The following is an 18,706-nucleotide window of genomic DNA, read 5'->3' as shown; positions in this document are numbered from 1 at the left end:
CGGGCAGCGACACGCCGAAAGTCGTCACCCGCCCACGGCCGACTTTGATACACGCCCTAGCCCGCTACTCCAGAAATCGGCTGACCGAGCTCGCCCGGCAGGCGGATTCTGGTCTGACCGAGGAGGACTTCACCGATGCCATGCAGCGGCTGGACCGGATGGACGACGCCGTCTTCCGCGAGATCTATGGGCTGACCGCGACACAGGTCAACGAGATTCGCCACTGCTTCTCCACCTGGCCGAGGTTTGCGCCCTGACCCACGCGGGCGGGCGGCCCGGTAGGTTGGGGCTGCCTCGGTGAGCGGCCACGTACGCATGGTCAGGTGGCCGGTCCACGCGTGGCGCTGAGCGGACAGGGGAGGCCCCTCGGGTGAAGATCATCGCGTTGTCCTGCACACAGAAGCGTCTGCCGTCGCTGACCGACGCGTTGCTCGAGGCGGCGATCACCGGTGTCGTCCGGGAGGTCGGCGACGCGCAGATCGAGCGGATCCGGTTGATCGACCATCGCATCGCGATGTGCGAGGGCGAGGACACCTGCCTGGACCCCGAGGTGGGTCGGTGCACACTCGACGACGAATTCGCGCATGTTGTCGACCTGGCCGAGGGCGCGCAGGCGATGCTGCTCGCCATGCCCGTGTACGCGGGCAACGTACCGGCGGTGTTGAAGATCTTCCAGGAGCGGTTGAAGAGTTTCATGAACGCCGGGCAGCGCCCGTTCGGCAATCTGCTGGTGGGGACGATCGTGCATTCGCGCACGATGCTGACCGAGCCCGCGCTGGGCTCGTTGTTCCCGTGGTACCTGCGGCTACGGAACAGGAACGTGGCGTCGGCGTGCGTCACCCAGGGCGAGCATCAGGACCTGACCCGTACCGCCGCGGTCGACCTGTGTGTGGCGGTGGGCCGGCAGCTCGGCATGACGCTCGACGTCAGCCGGTCACCGACGGACGCGCGGACGGCGTTGCCGGTGGTTCAACCGTCGGTCCGGCCCCGCTGCGGTGACCCGGCCGCGTCGTCGCCTTCCGGCGGGTGAGTGGACTCCGCGCGCCAGGTGCACCCGTCGCCGGCCTGGTCGCACGACACCGTGACGTCCGGTTCCACGTAGCGGGCGGCGATCGCCGTGTTGAGTTCCTGACAGTACGGGCACGGCGACGAGAACGTCAGCACGACGCCGGCGCGGGCGGCCCGTCTGCGGTAGCGGAGGATCCCGCAGTCGGCGTTGCGCAGGACGGTGCCCGAGGGTTGTGGCTCGCGGGTCACCGCCGAGTCGTACAGCAGCAGTTGACGTTGCAGCCGGGTCATGAAGTGGTCGGTGGCGGACACCCCGGCCGGCCGTTGCGCCCGCAGCAGGTCGGCGGTGATGCGCGAGTTCGCCTGGATCCACGCGGTCAGGCCTTCTTCGCCGTGCTCGGCCAGGATGAACTCCTCAGCGGCGGCCTGGGCTTCGAAGAACCTCTGCCGCCACAGGTCGACCTTCTCGGCCGGGTCGAGGGGAGAGGGTTCACCGGTCATCGTCGGTGTCCCTGCCGGCGGCGGCGTCCAGTTCGGCGAAGACCTCCTGGGCGACCCGCAGCCCGTTGTTGGCGACCGGCCAGCCGCCGTAGTAGGCCAGCTGGATGATGACTTCGATGATCTTCTCCCGTGACATCCCGAGGTGCAGGGCGGCGCCGATGTGGCCGCGCAGCTCCCAGTCGGTGCGTGCCAATGTCACCGCGCTCAACGCGACCAGTTCACGTTCCTCGACGCTCAGGTGCGGGCGGGTCCAGATCTCACCGAACAGGTGGTCGACGGTGAGCTGCAGGAACTCCGGGTAGGAACCGGGGCGCGGGTCGCGGCCGAAGACCTGCTGGAACATGGCCTCGCCCCGGTCACGTCGGGCAGCCGGCCGGTCCATGTGATCAACTCCTTCGGGTCGGTGGGACAGCAGTCGTCGGTCGAACCGTGGTCAACGTCCACGCCGCCGCGAAGGCGACGACCAGCAGCGCGGCGCCGCTGCCGAAGGCGGCCGCAGCGCCCGCCTGCTCGGCGACGAGCCCGACGACGACCGGGCCGACGACGGCGCCGACGTCGGTGCACATCGAGAAGACGGCGACGCCGCTGCCGGCCCGGCCGGCGACGACGTCCCCGATCAGCGCGGCCGGCGCGGCGTTGAGCAGCGCTGATCCCGCCGCGTACCCGCAGAGTCCGACGACGAGCCAGGGGTAGGTGTCCACGAACACCAGGGCGGTGATCGCCGTCGCGGCCACCCCGGTGCCGGCGATCATGGCGGGGCGCCGGCCGGCCCGGTCGACGACCTGGCCGGCCGGGACGATCAGCAACGCCTGGACGACGGCGGAGATGGTGAACGCCCACCCGACCCAGGCCACGTCGTGTCCCCACGCGACGACCACCGTGGGCACCAGCGCGCTGCGTAGTCCGAACAGGACCCAGCCCTGGGCCAGTGCCGCCGTACAGGCCACCAGGTAGCGCCGGTCCCGCAGCAGGACCGGCAGCCGGAGTGCGCCACGACCCGGTTCCGTGCCGTGGCGCGCGTCGGTCCGCAGTACCGCCAGGGTCAGCACCGTGGCGGCCAGCAGCAGTGCGGCGTACACCAGGAACGGCGCGGACAGGGCGATGAGCGCGAGGAGCCCGCCGAGCGCGGGCCCGCAGATGCCGCCGAGCAGGAAGCCGGCCTCGAACACGGCGCTGGCCCGGCCCCGCTGGTCGGCGGGGGCGACCGCCAGCAGTGTCGCCAGCGCGGACACCGAGAACAGCACCGAGCCGACGCCGCCGAGGCCGCGGAACACGAGCAGCTGCCCGTACGATCCGGCGAACGCCGCCAGGGCCGAGGAGACCGCGCACAGCAGCAGGCCGGCGACCAGGATCCGCCGTTCCCCGAACCGGGCCGCGAGCCGGCCGCAGAACGGGCTGGTGGCCAGCCGCAGCAACGCGAACAGGGCGACGAGTACGCCGATCTGGGTGGGTCCGGCGCCGAACGTCGCCGCGTACACCGGCAGGACCGGCAGCACCAGTCCCAGGCCCAGCATGACGCAGCCACCGACGACGCTGAGGACGTACACCTCGCGGGGCAGACCCGGCGGCCCGAAGGCGGCGACGGGTGGGGCGCTGCCCGGGGCGGCCGCCGTCACTGGCAGGTCACAGGATGATGCTGAGCTTGCCGTGCTCGTACAGCGTCTCGTGGTCGAGCACGACGAGCCGGCGGCGGACCCGGAACGTCTCGCCGTCGACGACGAGCTCGAACCGGTACTTTCCGACGTACGCGTCGGTGCGCCCGTGCCCGAACCGGTGCACGACGACGTTCGCCGCCACGTCCAGGTGGGTGCCCCGGTCGGCCAGGATCTCCACGTTGCTGATCATCCGGTTGGTCCGCGACCGGGGGTTCTCGCACCACACCTCGCCGTTGAGCAGCTGTTCGATGCGCTGGCGCAGCCGGGCGGCGTCGTCGTCGATGAGCCCGAGCGCGTCGGCCGGCTCGCCGCGCACGTCGGTGGCCGGCACCGAGTAGCGGATGTCGTCGGTCAGCATCTCGGCGTACCACTCGCGTAGTCGCCACTCGTCGAGCAGCCGCGCCTCCCGGAAGAGGAACTGGCTCACCCGGTGCCACAGCCGCACCTGGGCCGTGTCGTCGGCCGTCAGCTCGGTGATCATCCTGGTCACGTCCCTTGCATCAGCCGGTCCCACTGCCGCCAGAACTCGCGGGCGGGAAGCTCGTCGGTGGTCTCCGGGACCGCCTTGTTCATGCCGCGTGACAGGTCCGAGTAGCGGACCGCGCGGTTGAGGTATCCCCGCTGGCACGACTCGATGATCTCGATGTCATCGGGGGTGGCGAAGCCGGCGGGGCCGAGGAACGTCAGGTAGTGGCTCTTGCGCAGTTCCCGGATGTCGGGGTCCTCGTCTCGGGGGGCCAGGGCGACCGAGGTGATCGCCATCTGGTCCGCGCCGACCGGGTCGATCTTGCGGATGGTGATCGCGATCGCGTCGATGATCATCAGGTTGGGGAAGATCAGCACCGCGCGGTTGGTGCCGGTGATCCGTTCGGCGCGTTGCGCACCGAACCGTTCGACGAACCGGGCGGCCGTCGCCTCGATCCGGGGCCGCACCTCGGCGCCGAACATCGGCGTCCAGTAGGCGAGCGGGCGGGCCGCCGCCGGTGGCAGCTCGTTGGCGCCGTGCCCCAGCCCGAGGGCGCGACCGAAGCCGCCCCGGCGTCGCGGTGGCACCGACCCCAGCGACTCCATGTAGCTGACGTACCGCTTGTGCAGGGCGCGGAAGTGGTAGATGTCGACGCTGTTCTCCATCATCAGCTTCCAGTTGGCCCGGGCGCCGTGCAGCTGCGCACCCTGGATCACCTCCATCCCGACCTCCGACTGGTCGTCGATCAGGTCGAGGTACTCCGTGGCACCCGCCAGGTACTCGGTCAGGGTGCGCGGCTGCTCCGGGTCGAAGGTGACGAACACGAAACCCCGGTAGCTGTCGCTGCGGTGCCGCGCCAGGCCGAAGTCCGCCTTGCGGAAACCGGGCCCGTACCCGTCCGGGATCGGCACGCCGACCAGGTCGCCCTGGTTGGAGAACGTCCAGTCGTGGTACGGGCAGCGGAAGGACCGGGCCTGCCCGGCCGGCTGCGAACAGACCAGCGCCCCACGGTGCGGGCAGCTGTTCGCGAAAACCCGGAGCACCCCGTCGGAGCCGCGCGCCAGCACCACCGGCCGTCCGCCGACGTCACGCGCCACATAGGAGTCCGGCGCGGGTATCTCCGACTCGTGCCCGACGTACAGCCAGCAGCGGTCGAAGATCCTGGTCATCTCCTGTGCGGCCAGGTCGTCGTCGGTGTAGGCGCGGCGATCCACCCGGAACGAGTGACGGTCGGGGTCGTCGACCACGATCGGGGCGCCCACCGGACGTTGCAGTTCGATCGTCACCGTTCGCCCTCGCCCCGCAGCGTTTCGACGGTGTCGACGACCAGGTCGGCGGTGCGTGCGGCGGAGTCGCCGCACTGCGGCTGCGCGGCGCGCAGCCGGGCCCGGTAGTCCCGGGCGGGGTCGAGCAGATCGGTGACGGCGTCGTCGACCGCCTGCCGGGTGACGCCGGCCGGTTCCAGCGCTGTTCCGAAGCCGGCGCTGCCGACGAAGGACGCCTGGATGGGCTGATCGACGGCCAGCGGGATCACCAGCATCGGGGTCTGCGCCCGGATCGACTCGGCGACCGAGTTGTAGCCGCCGTGGGTGATGAACACGTCGGCGCGGGCGAGCACCTCACGTTGCGGCAGGTACGGGGCGGTGAGCACGTCGTCGGGCAGCGCCAGCTCCGCGGCGAGGTCCCCGACCGACGCGATCACCTGCGCACCGGTCGCCGCCGCCCCGGTGATCACCGTACGCAGCAGGTCCGGCCGCCGGTAGAAGATCGTTCCGAAGGAGACGTACACCAGCGGCCGGTCGGGGTCGATCCGGTCCAGGCCGGGGAAGGTGACCTCGTCGCCGCGGGCCCCCGCCGCACCGGGCAGCCCGACCAGCTGCACCCCGTCGTCGGTGACCGCGTCGTCCCCGACCAGGGCGGGAATCGTCGGCATCAGATTGAGAATCGGCGAACGCGCCGAATGGGTACGCGTCGACCACATCACCCCGTGCCTGGTCAGATAGTTGCCGACCTGTTCGTCGTACAGCCAGCGACCGCGCCGATGTTCGGCTGGACATACGCCACCCAGATTTGCCCAGATCATCCCGTACGGCACGCCGGACGCATGTGCGCCGACCATGGCCGACGCGGTGACCGGCAGCGAATCGACGAGCACGAAATTCGGTGCCGTCGCGCGCAGCACGTCGGCTGTCTGCCCGGCGACCGGCGACGACTGCAGCATCGGGCCGATTTTCGCCGGTTCGTCGCTCCACGGTGCCATCTCGACCTGCCCGACCGCGTGCACCTCCGCCTTACCCAGGGCCTGACCGCGCTGCTCGTCGAGCACACCACCGTCGGCCGACAACAGCAGCAGCGCGACGTCACAGCCGGCTGCCTGAAGCGCGTTGACCACCGGAATGTGCGGGTTCAGGTGGCCATGCTGGGTGGTGGTGAGCAGGGCGACACGCATCAGATCTCCGATCCGTAGAGAGCAGACGGCCGGATCGACCCCGGGTTCCGGATGTCCTGAGGCACAACGCATTGGCACCGTCCCCGAGGGACACATCGATGGCCCTCAGGTAGTTGCGGCAAAGACTGCCGGGGTGCGCGATCGATGTCAACACCTCACAACCGGACGTCGGCAACAAGCGCGCCCAGGGCGTACCCGGATCCGTCAAATCCTCATTCGCGCGGCCGAACCCTGGCTATCCCCACAAATCCGGACGTGGCCGCATCTGGCGGACGGCCGGCCAACCAGGGAGACCCGCAAAGATGCGCAGTCCGACGCCGCCGCGCGCCAGAAAGGTGCACCCGACTCTGCTGGAACCTGGCGGAGATACCCCACATCCGGCAAGTCAGGTGCACCCGCACCGGATCGTCAGATGGCGATCAGTCGGTCGAGCCAATCGGCGACGAGCCGTTGGTAGTCCGACTCCTCGAGCTCGACTACCAGCTGCATGTCCGCGACTGCGGGGTCGAGATCCACCCCGGGTGGAAGCGGGATGGTAATCGTCGAGTCGGGGGCGGCCGTCGGACCCGAAGACGTTTGCTTGGCGTTGACGGTGTTGCCGTTCTTGTCGGTCGCCGCGACCTCCACGCTAACCGGAGTTCCCGAGTTGTTCGTCTCGAGCGTGAAGTTGAATCCGTGACTGCTCAAATCCTTGACGAACGTCCCTACCATGCCGCTCAGCAGGTTGACGCCGACCCCTATGCCCACCGATCTGGCGACGGCCCACAATTTGCGGCCGTCGACGGCGTTGGAGAGGGTAACCAGCGGCGTAGGCGCCGCAGCGACCTGTCCGTTGGCGAAGGTGCTCATTTCGGCCTGACATTTGTATGAATAATGGGCCCTGACCGGCTGATGAAGAGACAGGCTGGCGTCTTGGCCGCTTCGGGTGACCGAGTAGGACAACCCGATGTCGTTGTCGGTGTTGTTCGTGACGTACAACTCGAAGAGGTTGCCACCATCGATGCTGCTCCATTCAAACTTGAGGTCTCCGAGGTAGAAAGGCGACGGGATCGCGTTGCCTTGCTGCGGGCTGAGCACGGTGGGCAGCACCTGCGCGGCGACGTTCGCGACCTTCAAAGCCGTGCCCAGCCAACTGCCAAGACCGAGTAGCCCGGTGGTCGGTGCCGTCGCCGCCACCGGTTGCGCGGGGGGCGCGGGCATCGGCTTGACCGGCGGGGCCGCCGCCGCCGGGGATTCCGGGAGGAAGGTGCTGCCGACTGCCGCTGCGGCGGCGACCCCGCCGACCGCCGCACCTCGCACCACGTCACGTCGACTCAATGGCCGCTGCCCGTACGATTCGCTCATTTGCTCACCCATCTTCCGATTTGGTCGCCCTGGCCTCTCGGGGGCAGACCGGACGGTGCCGTCCGGTGGCACCAGTGGGTCAGATATTAGAGAACGTCGATGCAGGCGGGAAGAGTCTTATCTACGTATAGTGATCACTCAGACTCGAAGAGTGGCGCACATCGTGGCCCGCCAGGGAATTTCGATCTTCGGTCGCTTCCAGGTCGATCCTCGCCGACGGTGACGTGCTGTGGCGGGACCGAGTCCGAAACGTCACTCACTGAGCTGCCCCTGCCAGACGGGCCATCGTGTCGGCGGCGTCGGCCAGGACACGGCGCATCGTGGCGGTGCCGGTGTGGCCGGCGTCGCCGATGACGTGCAGCCGCGCGTCCGGCCAGGCCTGCGCGATCTCCCACGGGGTGATCGCCGGCCCGCTGACGTCGGTACGCCCGTGGATCAGCACCCCCGGGATCCCGGCCAGCCTCGGCACGTTGCGCAGGATCTCGCCGTCGGCGAGGAACGCGCCGTTGCCGAAGTAGTGCGCGCAGATCCGGGTCATCGTGAGCCGCTGCCGCAGCTCCCGGTCGGAGTACGCGCCCGGGTTGCCGTTGCGCTCCTCGGAGATCAGCGCGTCCTCCCAGGCGCACCACTCGTCGGCGGCCCGCTGGCGTACCGCCGGGTCGGGGTCGGCGAGCAGCTGGCCGTAGCGCAGCAGCACCGGCTCGATCGGCGGCTCGCTGTCGGTCGGCAACACGTAGCCGGGCAGGCCGGCGTGGGCGATGAACCGCTGCCACGCTTCGGGAAAGAACCGGCCGGCGCCCCGGTACAGCCAGTCGACCTCGCAGCGGCGGGTCATGGTGACCGCGACGAGGACCATGCCGCGTACCCGTTCGGGGTGGTTCGTCGCGTACGCCAGGGCGAGCGTCGCACCCCAGGAGCCGCCGTACACGACCCAGCGGTCGACGCCGAGATGCGTGCGCAGCCGTTCGATGTCGGCGACGAGGTGGGCGGTGGTGTTGGCGCTCAGGTCGGTGGCCGGGTCGGCCGCCGACGGGGTGCTGCGTCCGCAGTTGCGCTGGTCGAGCAGGACGAGCCGGAACCGGTCGGGGTCGAGCGCCCGGCGGTGCCGGGGCGTGCATCCGCTGCCCGGCCCGCCGTGCAGCACGACGACGGGTACGCCGTCGGGGTTGCCGCAGACCTCCCAGTAGACCCGGTTGCCGTCGCCGACGTCGAGCATCCCGGTGTCGTACGGCTCAGTCATTCGCGTACTCCTCTTCAGGGGCCGGCGGGGGCGTCGGCGATGCTGTGGGCATGGAGTACGTGTCCAGAGTGCCGCAACCGCCGCTGGACGGGCTGATCGACGACCTCTACTACCTGGAGGGTACGCCGCCGTACCCTGACGTGACGATTCCGGGCAACCGGGTCCTTCACCTGCGCTATCGGGTGCGCCGTCCGTCGGCCTGAGCGGCAGTAGAAGTCACGGCGGCAGGTGGGCGGTGGTGGCGAACTCGACCAGTTCGAGGCCGTCGCCGGTGTCGGCGTAGCGGGTGATCGACGCGTTGGCGACCGGCGTGGTCGCGATGATCGCGTCGAGTTCGGTGAACGGCAGACCTTCGAGAACGTGCCGGGCCGCGATGACCACCGCGTCGTGGGCGACGACCAGGACGCGCCGGCCGGCGTGGTCGCGGTCCAGGCCGGCCAAGACGGCCTTGACGCGCGCGACGACGTCGTCGAACGTCTCACCGCCCGGCGGGCGGTAGGCGTACGGTCCGTCGGCGGCGAGCCGGGCGGCTTCGGCCGGGAACCGCTGGGTGATCATCAGCGGGGTGAGCAGTTCGAGGTCGCCCATCAGCCGGTCGCACAGCCGCGCGTCGATGACCGCCTCCGGGCACGGCGCGCCGAGCGCGGCGGCGGTGCCGGCCACCCGGGTCCAGGTCTGACGGGCCCGCAGGTACGGGGAGCAGACGACCACGTCGGGCCGCTGGTCGGCGGGTCGGGTGGCGAGCCAGCGACCGAGGTGGGTGGCCTGCTGCCAGCCGAGTGCGGTCAGCTCGATGTCGGCGTCGCGGCCGGTGAGGCCGTGGTCGGCCACACCTCGGGCGTGGGCGTCGGCGAAGGCCGCGTTCGCCGTGCTCTGCCCGTGGCGGACGATGGTCAACTGCGCGACGGTGTCCATCTGTTCATTGTGTCCGGTTGGCGCATGATTCGCGGCCCCGGCATTGGGCGGCCGGCCCTGACCGCCGGTGATCGGGTCACCGGCGGTCAGGGCGGGAGCAGTTCCCGGTCGCGCGGAGAGTCCCCGGTCCGTGCGGGTAGCGACCCTCAGATGCCGCACCTCGACGCGGACCAAGACCGGCCTGCGGTGGCGCCCAGGTGGGTGTGGTCACTGTGGCCCGGGTAGCCGGGGCCGAGGATGTTGCTGAAGCCGTGGTAGCGGGCCTGCTGGGCGATCCGACAGAACGAGGGCGAGCCGACCAGGTCGACGCCGTCGCCGTACAGGTGCCGGCTGTTGGAGGCGCCGCCGACCGCGCTGTTGCAGGAGTAGCTGCGGAAGCCGCTGCTGACATAGAGCGGTACGTTGCCGAGTGCACGCCGCATGGCCTGCAGTTTCCACATTGACACGAGGGCGTTGAACTTGGCGGTGCTGGCGGACACCGCGCCACCGGACCAGCTGCTGTTGCAGTTGTTCATCTCGGCGTAGCTGAAGTTGGCCGGAGTGCAGTCGTTGTCCTGGAGCGCGTAGATCTTGTTGAAGGTCTGCGGGCCGGCGACGCCGTCGGCGGCGAGTCCGTACGCCTGCTGGAAGCGGATCACCGCTGACCGGGTGGCGGGGCCGTACGCCCCGTCGAGGGCGAGCACCGCGCCGTAGCCCGGGTAGCCCGAGACGCGGATCTGCAGCTGCTTGACGTCGTTGCCGGACATGCCTTGGGAGAGGGTGCGCCCCCACGTGTAGCAGCCGTCTGCGTGGGCCGCGCCACCTGTTACGACAACGCCCGTTAGGGCGGTGGCGGCGACGAGGGCGCAGGCAGCGAGCATCCGGCCGAGCCGGCGGATAACAGTCCTCATGGTCTTCCCATCGACAAATGACGATCGGCCGGCATGGGTAGATCATTCCGGCCGATCACCCGATGGTCAAGACTCACTACTCTCTGTCAGCCGCGATGTGGCGACTGCGCCTTGGCTGCGACCGGCGTCTCTGGGGGCCGTTCACGTCGTCGCGGCGACTGCGGCGACCCTCTCGGCCAGAACGGCGGGGGTGATCTCGGTGGCGGGCAGCCAAGCGAAGTCGTGAACCTCCTCGGCCTGCAACGTCACGTCCCGGGCGATGGTGTTGAAGGCGTAGCACACGTCGAAGTGCTGGTGGTCGGGTTCGCCCTTGGCCGGGTTGGCCGGGATCGGATGGACATCGATGTCGATCGGCGTCTCGTCGAGCAGGGTCAGCGCCGTGGTGCTGATGCCGGTTTCCTCGGCGACCTCGCGCAGCGCGGCCCCGACCAGGGTTGTGTCGTCGGGTTCAAGGTGTCCGCCGGGGCGCAGCCAGGTGTTGAGCACGTTGTGGCGGATGTGCAGCACCCGCCGGTCCGCGTCGAGGACGACCGCCGAGCAGGTGACGTGCCCGGTGAAGGTCGCGCGGGAGGTCAGGTCGCCGGGCTCGCGCAGGGCGGCTGTCAGCGGGGCGAGCCGGCCGACCTCGTCGGGGTGGCGGTCCAGATAAGCGGTGACGGTCGCGGCGATGTGGTCGGCGTCGATCATCGGTGTGCCCCCCGGAGGGTTGAAGTGGGCCAGCCAGGGCTCGCGGGCTGCTTGGTCTGAGCGGCGCGAAGCCCTGGTCCGCCGCTGAGTGACAGCCGGCGGACCAGGGCTTCGTCGTTAGTCGGGAGTGGTGCGGGTCAGTGTGGGGTCTTCACCGTGTCGACGAAGTGCTGCCAGGCGGCGGCGTCGAAGGTGAGGACCGGGCCGGTCTGGTCCTTGCTGTCGCGGACTGCGACGCGGTACGGGTGGCCAGCCACCTCGACACAGTTGCCGTCGGCACCCGACCGGGTCGACTTACGCCAGACGCCGTCAGCCTTCATCGTCGTACTCCTTGGCGATCCGGGTGATGAATTCGGTCGATTCTAGCGGGGTGAGGCACTGTTGCTTGAGCGACGACCAGATGCCCTCGTAGGTGTCGATCTCGGCTGTTTTGTCGAGGTAGATAGCACCACAGGGGCCGTCTGAGTAGACGGTGGTCGGCTCGGGTGGGCGGACACTGACCTTGGGGAAGGTCAGGATGGAGAACGGTCCGACCTCTGGCCTGTTGGGCAGTCCGGCGGCAAAGGTTAGGACCCGGACGGTGACGTTGTGCCGTTGGGTGGCGACGGCGGCGAGGTGCCGCAGTTGGCGCGCCATCGCAGCTCGGTCTTTGAGTGGGCGGCGTAGCGCCGCTTCACCGATCACCACGTCAAGGTCGGGGGCCTGCGGGACGACGCGGGCGAGGAGCTTCTGTCGCTTGGACCGGACCTCGATCTTTGCCTGCTGGTCGGACGGCTTGAGGTCGGGGTTTCCGGTGGTGATGATCTCGGTCATGTACTCCAGGGACTGGAGCAGGCCGGGGATGACGTTCGGCTCGTACTGACGGATCGTCGAAGCGGCGGCTTCGAGGCCGACGTACAGCTTGAACCATTCTTTGATGGCGTGGTCGTAGCTGTGGTACCAGCCGCGTGACTTGGTCTCGCGGGCCAGGTCGCGCATCGTCTTGATCGTTTCTGCGGGTGCGCCGTAGAGCCGGCACATCGCCTCGGCGTCGTTCGGGTGGATCGGCACCTGGCCGCCCTCGTAGCGCCAGATGCGCGGCGGTGACCATTCGAGTGCCTTGGCCGCTGCGGCGACTGTGACATGAGCGTCTTCGCGAAGCTCTCTCAGATATCGACCCAGTTGCCTGCGGGGGACAGTGCTGCCGGCGTCGTCCACGAAACCCCGTCCTCTCGTGTCGCGTAATGGCGGGTGGATGTTAGGTCCGAACCTACCGGTGCGAGATTGCGCTGAGCCAGATGGCGAATAAGCATGATGTGAAGGAAGAGTTCAGTGATCATGGGAAATGTGTTGTGAGAAGGGTTGACAAATGCGGTTGAGGTCCACACGCGACGGCGCGGTACGGTTCGAGCCACGACACGCCCGCAACTGGCGGCGACTCGGCCGGTACTGCCGCTGCGGAATACGTTGGCCATGCTCCGACAGATACCTGTCGTCGACCATCGCCCCGTACCTGCGGAACGCGCCGGCACCACGTCCGAAGCCTACGGATCGGCCGTCGAACCAGTCGCCGCAGTGGGATCGCGGCCCCCGATGGAACCACCCCACCGAGTACGTGTGGGTCGCCGGCCTGTTGACGCGCGGACAGCGCGCCCGAGTGAACGGGGCACACTGATGCACATCGCGTCCCGCCCCCACTGGAATTGCCGCGAGTGCGGTACGGAATGGCCGTGCGAACCCGCGAAGATCGAGATCACCGCCGACTGGGCCAACGACCGGATCGGGATGTGCGTCTACCTCGCCACCCTGATGTACGAGGCGATCGACGACCTGCTGGAATGCGACGCCGAGCAGCTCAGCCCGCCCGACCTGTACCGCCGGTTCCTCCGCTGGCCCGACCAGATCGCCGAAACCGAAGCTATTGCCCGTCTGTCAACGCGTCCCGGCGAGCCCTGACAGCAGCCGCCTCCTCGCCCCGACCGAGCCCGTCGAGTACGTCCGCCAACGTCTCCAGCGCCCCGGAAAGCTCACGTGCGTACGCCATCGGAATTTGCTGGAACAGCTTCTCGTAGCGCCCGACCGACTCAGTTGCGGCCTTCAACGCCTCGGGCAGCTCGTACTGGTGGGCTGTCCGTACCCAGGCTTCGGTCCAGAGCGACATGGCGAGGTCGGGTTCGTAGGCGGCGGGTTTGACCTGGGCGAGCCGGCGGCGGATCGTGACGGCTTCGGCGGTGGCGGTCATGGCCTCATCCTGCCGCCCCAGGTCCGACAGCATCACGCCGAGGTTGTTCAGCGACATGGCGAGGTCGGGTTCGTAGGCGGCGGGGTTGGCCTGGGCGAGCCGGCGGTAGACGTCGGCGGCTTCGGTGGTGGCGGTCAACGCTTCGTCGCGCCGGCCCGCCTCCGACAGCCGATTCCCGAGCGATCCGAGTAGACGTGCCGTAGTCGGCTCATCGGCGGTAGCGAGCCGGTGCGTTGTGAGGCGTCTGGTGATAGCTGCTTTGGCGACGGCCAAGCCGACGTGCAGTTCCTGCGGCAGATGCGGCTCAATCGCCTCGAGCGCGCTGATGTCGAGCGTGTCGACGTCGGCTATCCGGGCCAGGATGGTGCCGCCAGCGGCGACCGCCAACTCGGGGCGCTGACGCAACAGCGGGGAGAGCAGCCGGGACGCGACGTGCGGCCAGCGGATCGCGGCCTCGACCAGCACCGTCAACGCCGCTGCCGACCAGGGCGGCTGGCCGGCGCTATCCGATTCAGTGCCGGTGATCAGCCGGGTGATCGCCCGGCCGGACCACGGATCGGCCGGGGAGCCAGCCACCCCGTGACCGGGCAGCCGCAGCGCGATGAAGTCCTCGCCGAGCCGGTCGGGATACAACGGCTCCAGCACCTTGTCCGGCTCGGTCGGCGGGTAGCAGACGGCATGGTCGGCCAGCATCTGGTCGGCAGCGTCCGGCGCGCACACTCCTGCCGTCGTCAACGCGGCCAGGCCGTCGTCGTAGTCGAGCGGCCGGGTCAACGTCGCGGTGCAGACCGTACGGCTCAGCAGCTGCGAGATCGTGACGAAGCCGGCGCGCTGTTCGTACAGCTTGTGCCAGTGGTCGACCTCGCGGCGCAGCAGATAGGCCGACAGGTCCCGATCGCCGGTCGGTGCGGTCCGCTGGCGCGCGGCGGCGTCGACCGCGACCAGCGCCGCCATGTGGATCACCAGGATCTGCCGGTACGCCTCCCCGGTGGCCAGATCGGCCGGCGGATGGATCGAGCCGCCGTCGATGCCGTACGCGTAGGCGAACCGGTCGGCTGCTTCGGTGAAGATCCGCTGCCGGTTCGCGGGTCTGTCGGCGGCCGGGGTCAGCGCGGTGACGTCGGCCGCGTACCCGAGCGTGGCCAGGTCATGCTGGTACGGCCACAACGTCGACTCGGGTCGGGCGAGCAGCAGAAGCCGGGTCGGCACACCCTGGCGCAGCAGCCGGTCCTTGAACATGTCCCGCAGGTCTTCGGCGGGCCAGCGTTCGGCATAGTCGATGATCACCAGCAAGCCACGCCCGGTTGCCTCGGTGGCCTCGGGCGGGTCGTCGGCGGCGAGTTGGCTGCGGTGCCGGGCGACCGCGACCGCCCAGCCGGCGGCGATGCTGTCCGCGCCGAACTGGGCCGCGAGCCGGGTCTTGCCCTGCCCGCCCGGCCCGTGCAGCAGCCGCACAGCGACCCCGCGCGCCGGGTCGTCGCGCCAGGCGGCCAACTCGGCGCGGTCGGCGTCGCGCAGGGCGGTGAACGGCACCACCTGATTGTTGGCGGCGAGCAACATGCTCGGCTGGTCGACCAACGCACGCGGGTCCGGTGGCCGCTGCGGCTGCCACCGCTCCACCCGGTACGCCGGCCGCTGCTCGTAGATGGTGATGTGCTGGTCACCGGCGGCCTGGAACACCTGCCCGTGGCCGCTGGCCTCGCCGTGCAGGTGGATGTCCGGGTTGGTCACTTCTCGTTGATGTGCTGGTCGCGGGCGGCCTGGTAGACGCGGGCGTTGTCTTTGGCGTTGGCGGTCATCGTGATGCTGCCGACCTGCTGCTGGTCGGCGGGCGGCAGCAGGGGAGTGAGGGTGTCGTCGAGCAGGCGACGCAGCTCGGCGGCGAACGCCGGATCCTGGCGGATCAGCCGCTGCAGTTTGCGTTGCCAGTCGTCTACCAGGCCCTGTTCGGCGTCGGTGTCACCGTCGCGGCGAGCGGTCAGGACCTCCTCGCGTACTTCGGCCAACTCGGCGGCGACGGCGTCGGCCTGCTGCGGGCGTACCCGCCGCCACAGCGCGACCGCCCCGTCGCGGCCTTCTCCCACGCGTCCGTCGCGATCGCCTGGATCAACGCGGTTGCTGCCGCCGCCGCGACCGGGTCGATGTCCACCATGCCCGCCACTCCGTCCGTCCGAGGTGGCAACCACAGCAGACCCGTACCGCCACCGGGCCAGACCGCCGCGCTGTCGGATCCGCTACAGGGGTGCGCGCCGAACCGCCCAAGGAGTGACGGCAGCCACCGTCACTCCGGCTCCGCGTCCGTTCCTGGCTTCACGTCCACCGGTACGCGCACCACCCGCCGTTTATCCAGATCGACCTGCCACCCCGCCGGCCACACGTCGTCGTCACGATTGCCGCCTCCGACACAGGCACCTTTGAAGTCTGCCTCACCCTCAAACGTCGCCTCGTCGAACCAGGCAATACGAATGAAGGTCGCGTTGTGGAACATGGCATCACTGGTGAAAGCGGCCCCATCGAACCCGGCATCGCCGTCAAACGTCACGCTGTCAAACAAGGTGTCGTCCGCAAACGTCGCGCCGTCGAGTTCAGCATCGTGTATGAACCTCACCTTGCTGAAAATTGCAAGGCCGGCGAACGTCGCGCCACCAAACCTGGCGGCGCCGGAAAAGGTTGCACTGTCGAAATCGGCACTATCGGTGAAGGTCGCCCAGCCGAACTGGGCGTCACCGGTGAACGTCGCATGGTTGAACCTGGCGGTGCCGATGAACTGGGTCCGGCCGAAGTGTGCGTCGTTCAGGTGGCAGTTGCTGAAGTCGGCGTCGAGGATGGTGGCCTCGGTCAGATCGATGGCAACTCCGTTCCAGTAGGTCGGGCTCAGCTTGCGGTCCGCCGTCTTCGGTCTCAAGTGGCGGGCGAGGATGCGCTGTGCGGCCAGCCGTACCTGGCGTTCCTCGCGGGGGTCAGGTCGCGTCGGCTGATTCGGCGTCTCGGCGGTGTCCGTGGCCTCCGCCGCGTCGGGCTCGGCACTGCTCCGATCTGACTGCTCCTCGGTCGGCGGGGTGTACGGCATGCGCAGGTAGGCGCAGATCACCTCGACGATGCTCTGCCGGTGCACCGGGTTGTCCTGGGCGAGGCGTTCCAGGGCGTAGAGGCCGGCCAGGCGTACCGGTGCCTTGTCGGAGCCGAGCTGTTCGGCGGCCTTGACGTACAGCTCGGTGACCCGTTTCTCGCCCGCGTCGTACTCGGTGGCCTGCTGGGTCCGTTCAGTGACCTGCTGGCGGCGTAACGCCAGCAGCAGTGCGGCGGCGGCACCGGCTCCCGCGCCGACCGAAAGGCCGGTGCGGATCGTCTCGACCCGCAGCTGCGCCGCCTCCAGCGGCGTGCCGACACCGGCCGGGACGGTGGACTGCAGCACCCACACCGCCGCCCAGGTGATGCCGGCGACGACCAGGAAACCGATTACGAGGAGCCAGCCAGACAGTGGACGCAGTGGCCGCTGCGGCGGTACGGGTGCCGCCGACGATTCGCCCGTCAGCCGCGACCGCCGCCACAGCACCCAACCGACTGCCAGCCCGGTCACGCCGGCCACGGCGAGCAGCAGCACCAGCCAGTGGCCGACGACCAGCCGGCCCAGCGTCGGCCACAGCCGACCCGGGAGCAGCAGGACGGCGGCTGCGAGCAGGGCCGCCATACCCGCTACTGCCGGCGTCGCCGCCTTCCAGTGCTTGATCACCTGTGTGTCCCACCGTCCGCCGAAAGCCATCCGCCGCCGGGCAACCACAGTAGATCCGTACCGCCAGAAGGGTCGGACCGGCGCGGTGTCGGATGCCTTACGGCGGAGGTGTCACAGCGGGGTGGGCAGGACGCGGACGGCGGCGGTGCGGGACCATTCGGCCAGCAGCAGGGTGGCGTCGTCGTCAGGTGCGCCGCCCCGGTGCTCCGCGACGGCGCGCGCGAGTCGGCGTACCGCCTCGGGTGCCGGCAGCCCGGTCGCGGCCTGCCGTTCGGCGAAGTCGACCAGGCGGGGCAGACCGAACGGCTCACCGGTGCGCACCCCGGCCTCCGGCACCCCGTCGGTGAACAGCAGCAGCTGGTCGCCGGGTTCGAGGATCTCCTCGCCGACGCGGGCGGCGGTGTCGGGGATGCCCAGCGGCAGTCGCCGGCCGGCGCGCAGCTCCCGGACCATTTTCCCGCCGCGCAGCAGCAGCGGCCTCGGGTGCCCGGCGTTGACATACCGCAGCAGACCGGTCTCCAGGTCCAGGTCGGCGAGGAACGCGGTGACGAACCGGGCGTCGGTGAACTGGTCGGTCAGCGACGCGTCGGCGGTGCGGCCCTGGGTGACCAGATCGTGCCCGCAGCGGCGGGCCGACCGGACGGCGGCGATCACCGTCGTGCAGGCCAGGCCGGCTTTCAGGCTGTGCCCGACCGCGTCGAAGATCGCCAGGAAGGCGTGGTCGCCGTCGATGGCGTAGTCGAAGCCGTCGCCGCCGACGTCGTAGCAGGGTTCGAGGACGGCGCTGACGGTGATCCGCTGCGTGGCGGCGGTCAGCGGCGGCAGCACCTGCGACAGCAGTTCCCCGGCGACGGTCGCCGACCGGGACCGGCCGACCAGCCGCAGATGGTCGCCTTTCGGCCGGGTAGCGGTGATCAGGTGCCCGATCAGCCCGGCGACGGTCTCGCAGCGGCGGCGGGTGTGCCGGCCGTCGGCATGTCCGATAGATTGCGTCCGGTCGGTACACGACTCGTGGGAGCGGGGACACCGTGGTTGTCGCAGGTCTGGTCCTCGCTGGTGTAGCGGCGCTTATCCACGGCTACATCTTCTACCTGGAGTCGGTGGTGTGGACCGCGCCGCGTACCCGTGCGGTGTTCGGCATCCGCAGCGAGCAGGACGCCCTGACCACCCGGACGTTGGCGTTCAACCAGGGCTTCTACAACCTGTTCCTGGCGGTCGCGGTCGTCGCCGGCATCGTCGTGGTCGCGGCCGGGGCGACCGCCATCGGCGCGACCCTGGTGTTCACCGGCGCCGGCACGATGGTGGCGGCCGGCGCGGTGCTGCTGATCTCGCGGCCCGCGATGGCACGCGCCGCGCTCATCCAGGGGTTGCCGCCACTGCTGGGCGTGGTCGCCCTGGCGGTCGGGCTCACCGGCTGACCGGACCCGGCTCGCCGTCTGAACCACTCCGCACGGCAGGCCAGTCGGTGACTGGTGGCCTGCCGTCGATGTCGGGTCACGAACACCAGATGTGTCACAGATCCGACGATTCTTCGGCGCACATGGCACCGTACCGCTGCATTTTTCAGCCGGACAGGGCCTGCGCGGACGGAAACCCG

General features: G+C 69.6%; 21 protein-coding genes and 1 pseudogene. 5 read left to right on the top strand and 17 right to left on the bottom strand.

Going from position 1 to position 18,706, the window contains the following annotated elements; all coding sequences use genetic code 11:
- Together ACFHWS_RS19090 and ACFHWS_RS19085 are read left to right on the top strand one after the other, a co-directional pair.
- Window positions 1-257, top strand: a pseudogene (locus ACFHWS_RS19090) (hypothetical protein); the annotation flags it as partial.
- A 113-nt stretch (window positions 258-370) separates the two neighbouring features.
- Window positions 371-1,030, top strand: a complete 660-nt coding sequence (locus ACFHWS_RS19085) for a flavodoxin family protein (protein ID WP_416568686.1) — start codon at window positions 371-373, stop codon at window positions 1,028-1,030.
- Here the strand turns inward: ACFHWS_RS19085 and ACFHWS_RS19080 are convergent.
- The 8 genes from ACFHWS_RS19080 to pip all read right to left on the bottom strand — a co-directional run bounded on the left by ACFHWS_RS19080 (window position 970) and on the right by pip (window position 8,663).
- Window positions 970-1,509, bottom strand: coding sequence for a hypothetical protein (locus ACFHWS_RS19080; RefSeq protein WP_416568685.1), 540 nt, complete (start codon window positions 1,507-1,509; stop codon window positions 970-972). The two genes, ACFHWS_RS19085 and ACFHWS_RS19080, sit on opposite strands and share 61 nt — an antisense overlap.
- On the bottom strand, window positions 1,499-1,891 hold the full coding sequence (locus ACFHWS_RS19075; RefSeq protein ID WP_416568684.1) for a carboxymuconolactone decarboxylase family protein: 393 nt from the start codon (window positions 1,889-1,891) through the stop codon (window positions 1,499-1,501). The genes ACFHWS_RS19080 and ACFHWS_RS19075 overlap by 11 nt, the downstream gene beginning before the upstream one ends.
- A gap of 4 nt (window positions 1,892-1,895) precedes the next feature.
- The gene (locus ACFHWS_RS19070) at window positions 1,896-3,125 is read right to left on the bottom strand and encodes an MFS transporter (protein WP_416568683.1); all 1,230 of its coding nucleotides are present in this window, start codon (window positions 3,123-3,125) and stop codon (window positions 1,896-1,898) included.
- A 7-nt stretch (window positions 3,126-3,132) separates the two neighbouring features.
- A complete protein-coding gene (locus ACFHWS_RS19065) occupies window positions 3,133-3,645 on the bottom strand; it encodes an aromatic-ring-hydroxylating dioxygenase subunit beta (protein ID WP_416568682.1) in 513 nt (170 codons plus the stop codon).
- A gap of 5 nt (window positions 3,646-3,650) precedes the next feature.
- Window positions 3,651-4,916: an aromatic ring-hydroxylating oxygenase subunit alpha gene (locus tag ACFHWS_RS19060; protein WP_416568681.1), complete on the bottom strand. Its 1,266-nt coding sequence runs from the start codon at window positions 4,914-4,916 to the stop codon at window positions 3,651-3,653.
- On the bottom strand, window positions 4,913-6,079 hold the full coding sequence (locus ACFHWS_RS19055) for a glycosyltransferase (protein WP_416568680.1): 1,167 nt from the start codon (window positions 6,077-6,079) through the stop codon (window positions 4,913-4,915). Before ACFHWS_RS19055 ends, ACFHWS_RS19060 begins: the two co-directional genes overlap by 4 nt.
- A gap of 408 nt (window positions 6,080-6,487) precedes the next feature.
- Window positions 6,488-7,435, bottom strand: coding sequence for a twin-arginine translocation signal domain-containing protein (locus ACFHWS_RS19050; protein ID WP_416568679.1), 948 nt, complete (start codon window positions 7,433-7,435; stop codon window positions 6,488-6,490).
- A 244-nt stretch (window positions 7,436-7,679) separates the two neighbouring features.
- Window positions 7,680-8,663, bottom strand: coding sequence for a prolyl aminopeptidase (gene pip / locus ACFHWS_RS19045; protein ID WP_416568678.1), 984 nt, complete (start codon window positions 8,661-8,663; stop codon window positions 7,680-7,682).
- A gap of 50 nt (window positions 8,664-8,713) precedes the next feature.
- Here pip and ACFHWS_RS19040 point away from each other — a divergent pair, with 50 nt between their 5' ends.
- Window positions 8,714-8,866 (top strand): hypothetical protein, encoded by a 153-nt coding sequence (locus tag ACFHWS_RS19040; RefSeq protein WP_416568677.1) that lies wholly within the window; start codon window positions 8,714-8,716, stop codon window positions 8,864-8,866.
- A 13-nt stretch (window positions 8,867-8,879) separates the two neighbouring features.
- On the opposite strand, the gene ACFHWS_RS19035 is transcribed toward ACFHWS_RS19040, so the two are convergent.
- The 5 genes from ACFHWS_RS19035 to ACFHWS_RS19015 all read right to left on the bottom strand — a co-directional run bounded on the left by ACFHWS_RS19035 (window position 8,880) and on the right by ACFHWS_RS19015 (window position 12,352).
- Window positions 8,880-9,578 carry a histidine phosphatase family protein gene (locus ACFHWS_RS19035; RefSeq protein ID WP_416568676.1) on the bottom strand — a complete coding sequence of 233 codons (699 nt, stop codon included), beginning with the start codon at window positions 9,576-9,578 and terminating at the stop codon, window positions 8,880-8,882.
- A gap of 146 nt (window positions 9,579-9,724) precedes the next feature.
- Window positions 9,725-10,468 carry a D-Ala-D-Ala carboxypeptidase family metallohydrolase gene (locus ACFHWS_RS19030; protein ID WP_416568675.1) on the bottom strand — a complete coding sequence of 248 codons (744 nt, stop codon included), beginning with the start codon at window positions 10,466-10,468 and terminating at the stop codon, window positions 9,725-9,727.
- 141 nt (window positions 10,469-10,609) lie between these two features.
- Window positions 10,610-11,155 carry an NUDIX hydrolase gene (locus ACFHWS_RS19025; RefSeq protein ID WP_416568674.1) on the bottom strand — a complete coding sequence of 182 codons (546 nt, stop codon included), beginning with the start codon at window positions 11,153-11,155 and terminating at the stop codon, window positions 10,610-10,612.
- 137 nt (window positions 11,156-11,292) lie between these two features.
- Window positions 11,293-11,475, bottom strand: coding sequence for a DUF397 domain-containing protein (locus ACFHWS_RS19020; RefSeq protein WP_416568673.1), 183 nt, complete (start codon window positions 11,473-11,475; stop codon window positions 11,293-11,295).
- A complete protein-coding gene (locus ACFHWS_RS19015; protein ID WP_416568672.1) occupies window positions 11,465-12,352 on the bottom strand; it encodes a helix-turn-helix domain-containing protein in 888 nt (295 codons plus the stop codon). The genes ACFHWS_RS19020 and ACFHWS_RS19015 overlap by 11 nt, the downstream gene beginning before the upstream one ends.
- Before the next feature lie 456 nt (window positions 12,353-12,808).
- Here ACFHWS_RS19015 and ACFHWS_RS19010 point away from each other — a divergent pair, with 456 nt between their 5' ends.
- Entirely contained in the window at window positions 12,809-13,090 is a 282-nt protein-coding gene (locus ACFHWS_RS19010) for a flavin reductase (RefSeq protein ID WP_416568671.1), read from the top strand.
- On the opposite strand, the gene ACFHWS_RS19005 is transcribed toward ACFHWS_RS19010, so the two are convergent.
- The 4 genes from ACFHWS_RS19005 to ACFHWS_RS18990 all read right to left on the bottom strand — a co-directional run bounded on the left by ACFHWS_RS19005 (window position 13,053) and on the right by ACFHWS_RS18990 (window position 17,937).
- Window positions 13,053-15,107: a tetratricopeptide repeat protein gene (locus ACFHWS_RS19005; RefSeq protein ID WP_416568670.1), complete on the bottom strand. Its 2,055-nt coding sequence runs from the start codon at window positions 15,105-15,107 to the stop codon at window positions 13,053-13,055. The two genes, ACFHWS_RS19010 and ACFHWS_RS19005, sit on opposite strands and share 38 nt — an antisense overlap.
- The gene (locus tag ACFHWS_RS19000; protein ID WP_416568669.1) at window positions 15,104-15,460 is read right to left on the bottom strand and encodes a hypothetical protein; all 357 of its coding nucleotides are present in this window, start codon (window positions 15,458-15,460) and stop codon (window positions 15,104-15,106) included. The genes ACFHWS_RS19005 and ACFHWS_RS19000 overlap by 4 nt, the downstream gene beginning before the upstream one ends.
- Before the next feature lie 197 nt (window positions 15,461-15,657).
- Window positions 15,658-16,797, bottom strand: a complete 1,140-nt coding sequence (locus tag ACFHWS_RS18995; protein WP_416568668.1) for a pentapeptide repeat-containing protein — start codon at window positions 16,795-16,797, stop codon at window positions 15,658-15,660.
- A gap of 423 nt (window positions 16,798-17,220) precedes the next feature.
- Window positions 17,221-17,937 (bottom strand): PP2C family protein-serine/threonine phosphatase, encoded by a 717-nt coding sequence (locus ACFHWS_RS18990; protein ID WP_416568667.1) that lies wholly within the window; start codon window positions 17,935-17,937, stop codon window positions 17,221-17,223.
- Window positions 17,938-18,137: 200 nt separating this feature from the next.
- Here ACFHWS_RS18990 and ACFHWS_RS18985 point away from each other — a divergent pair, with 200 nt between their 5' ends.
- A complete protein-coding gene (locus tag ACFHWS_RS18985) occupies window positions 18,138-18,527 on the top strand; it encodes a DUF1304 domain-containing protein (RefSeq protein WP_416568666.1) in 390 nt (129 codons plus the stop codon).
- Window positions 18,528-18,706 lie beyond the last annotated feature (179 nt).

The organism is Micromonospora sp. LOL_013, from assembly GCF_048060315.1.
In the GTDB taxonomy this organism is placed as follows: Bacteria; Actinomycetota; Actinomycetes; order Mycobacteriales; family Micromonosporaceae; genus Micromonospora_E.
Note: the sequence above shows the minus strand (reverse complement) of the source record. Positions and strands in the feature narration are given on the sequence as shown.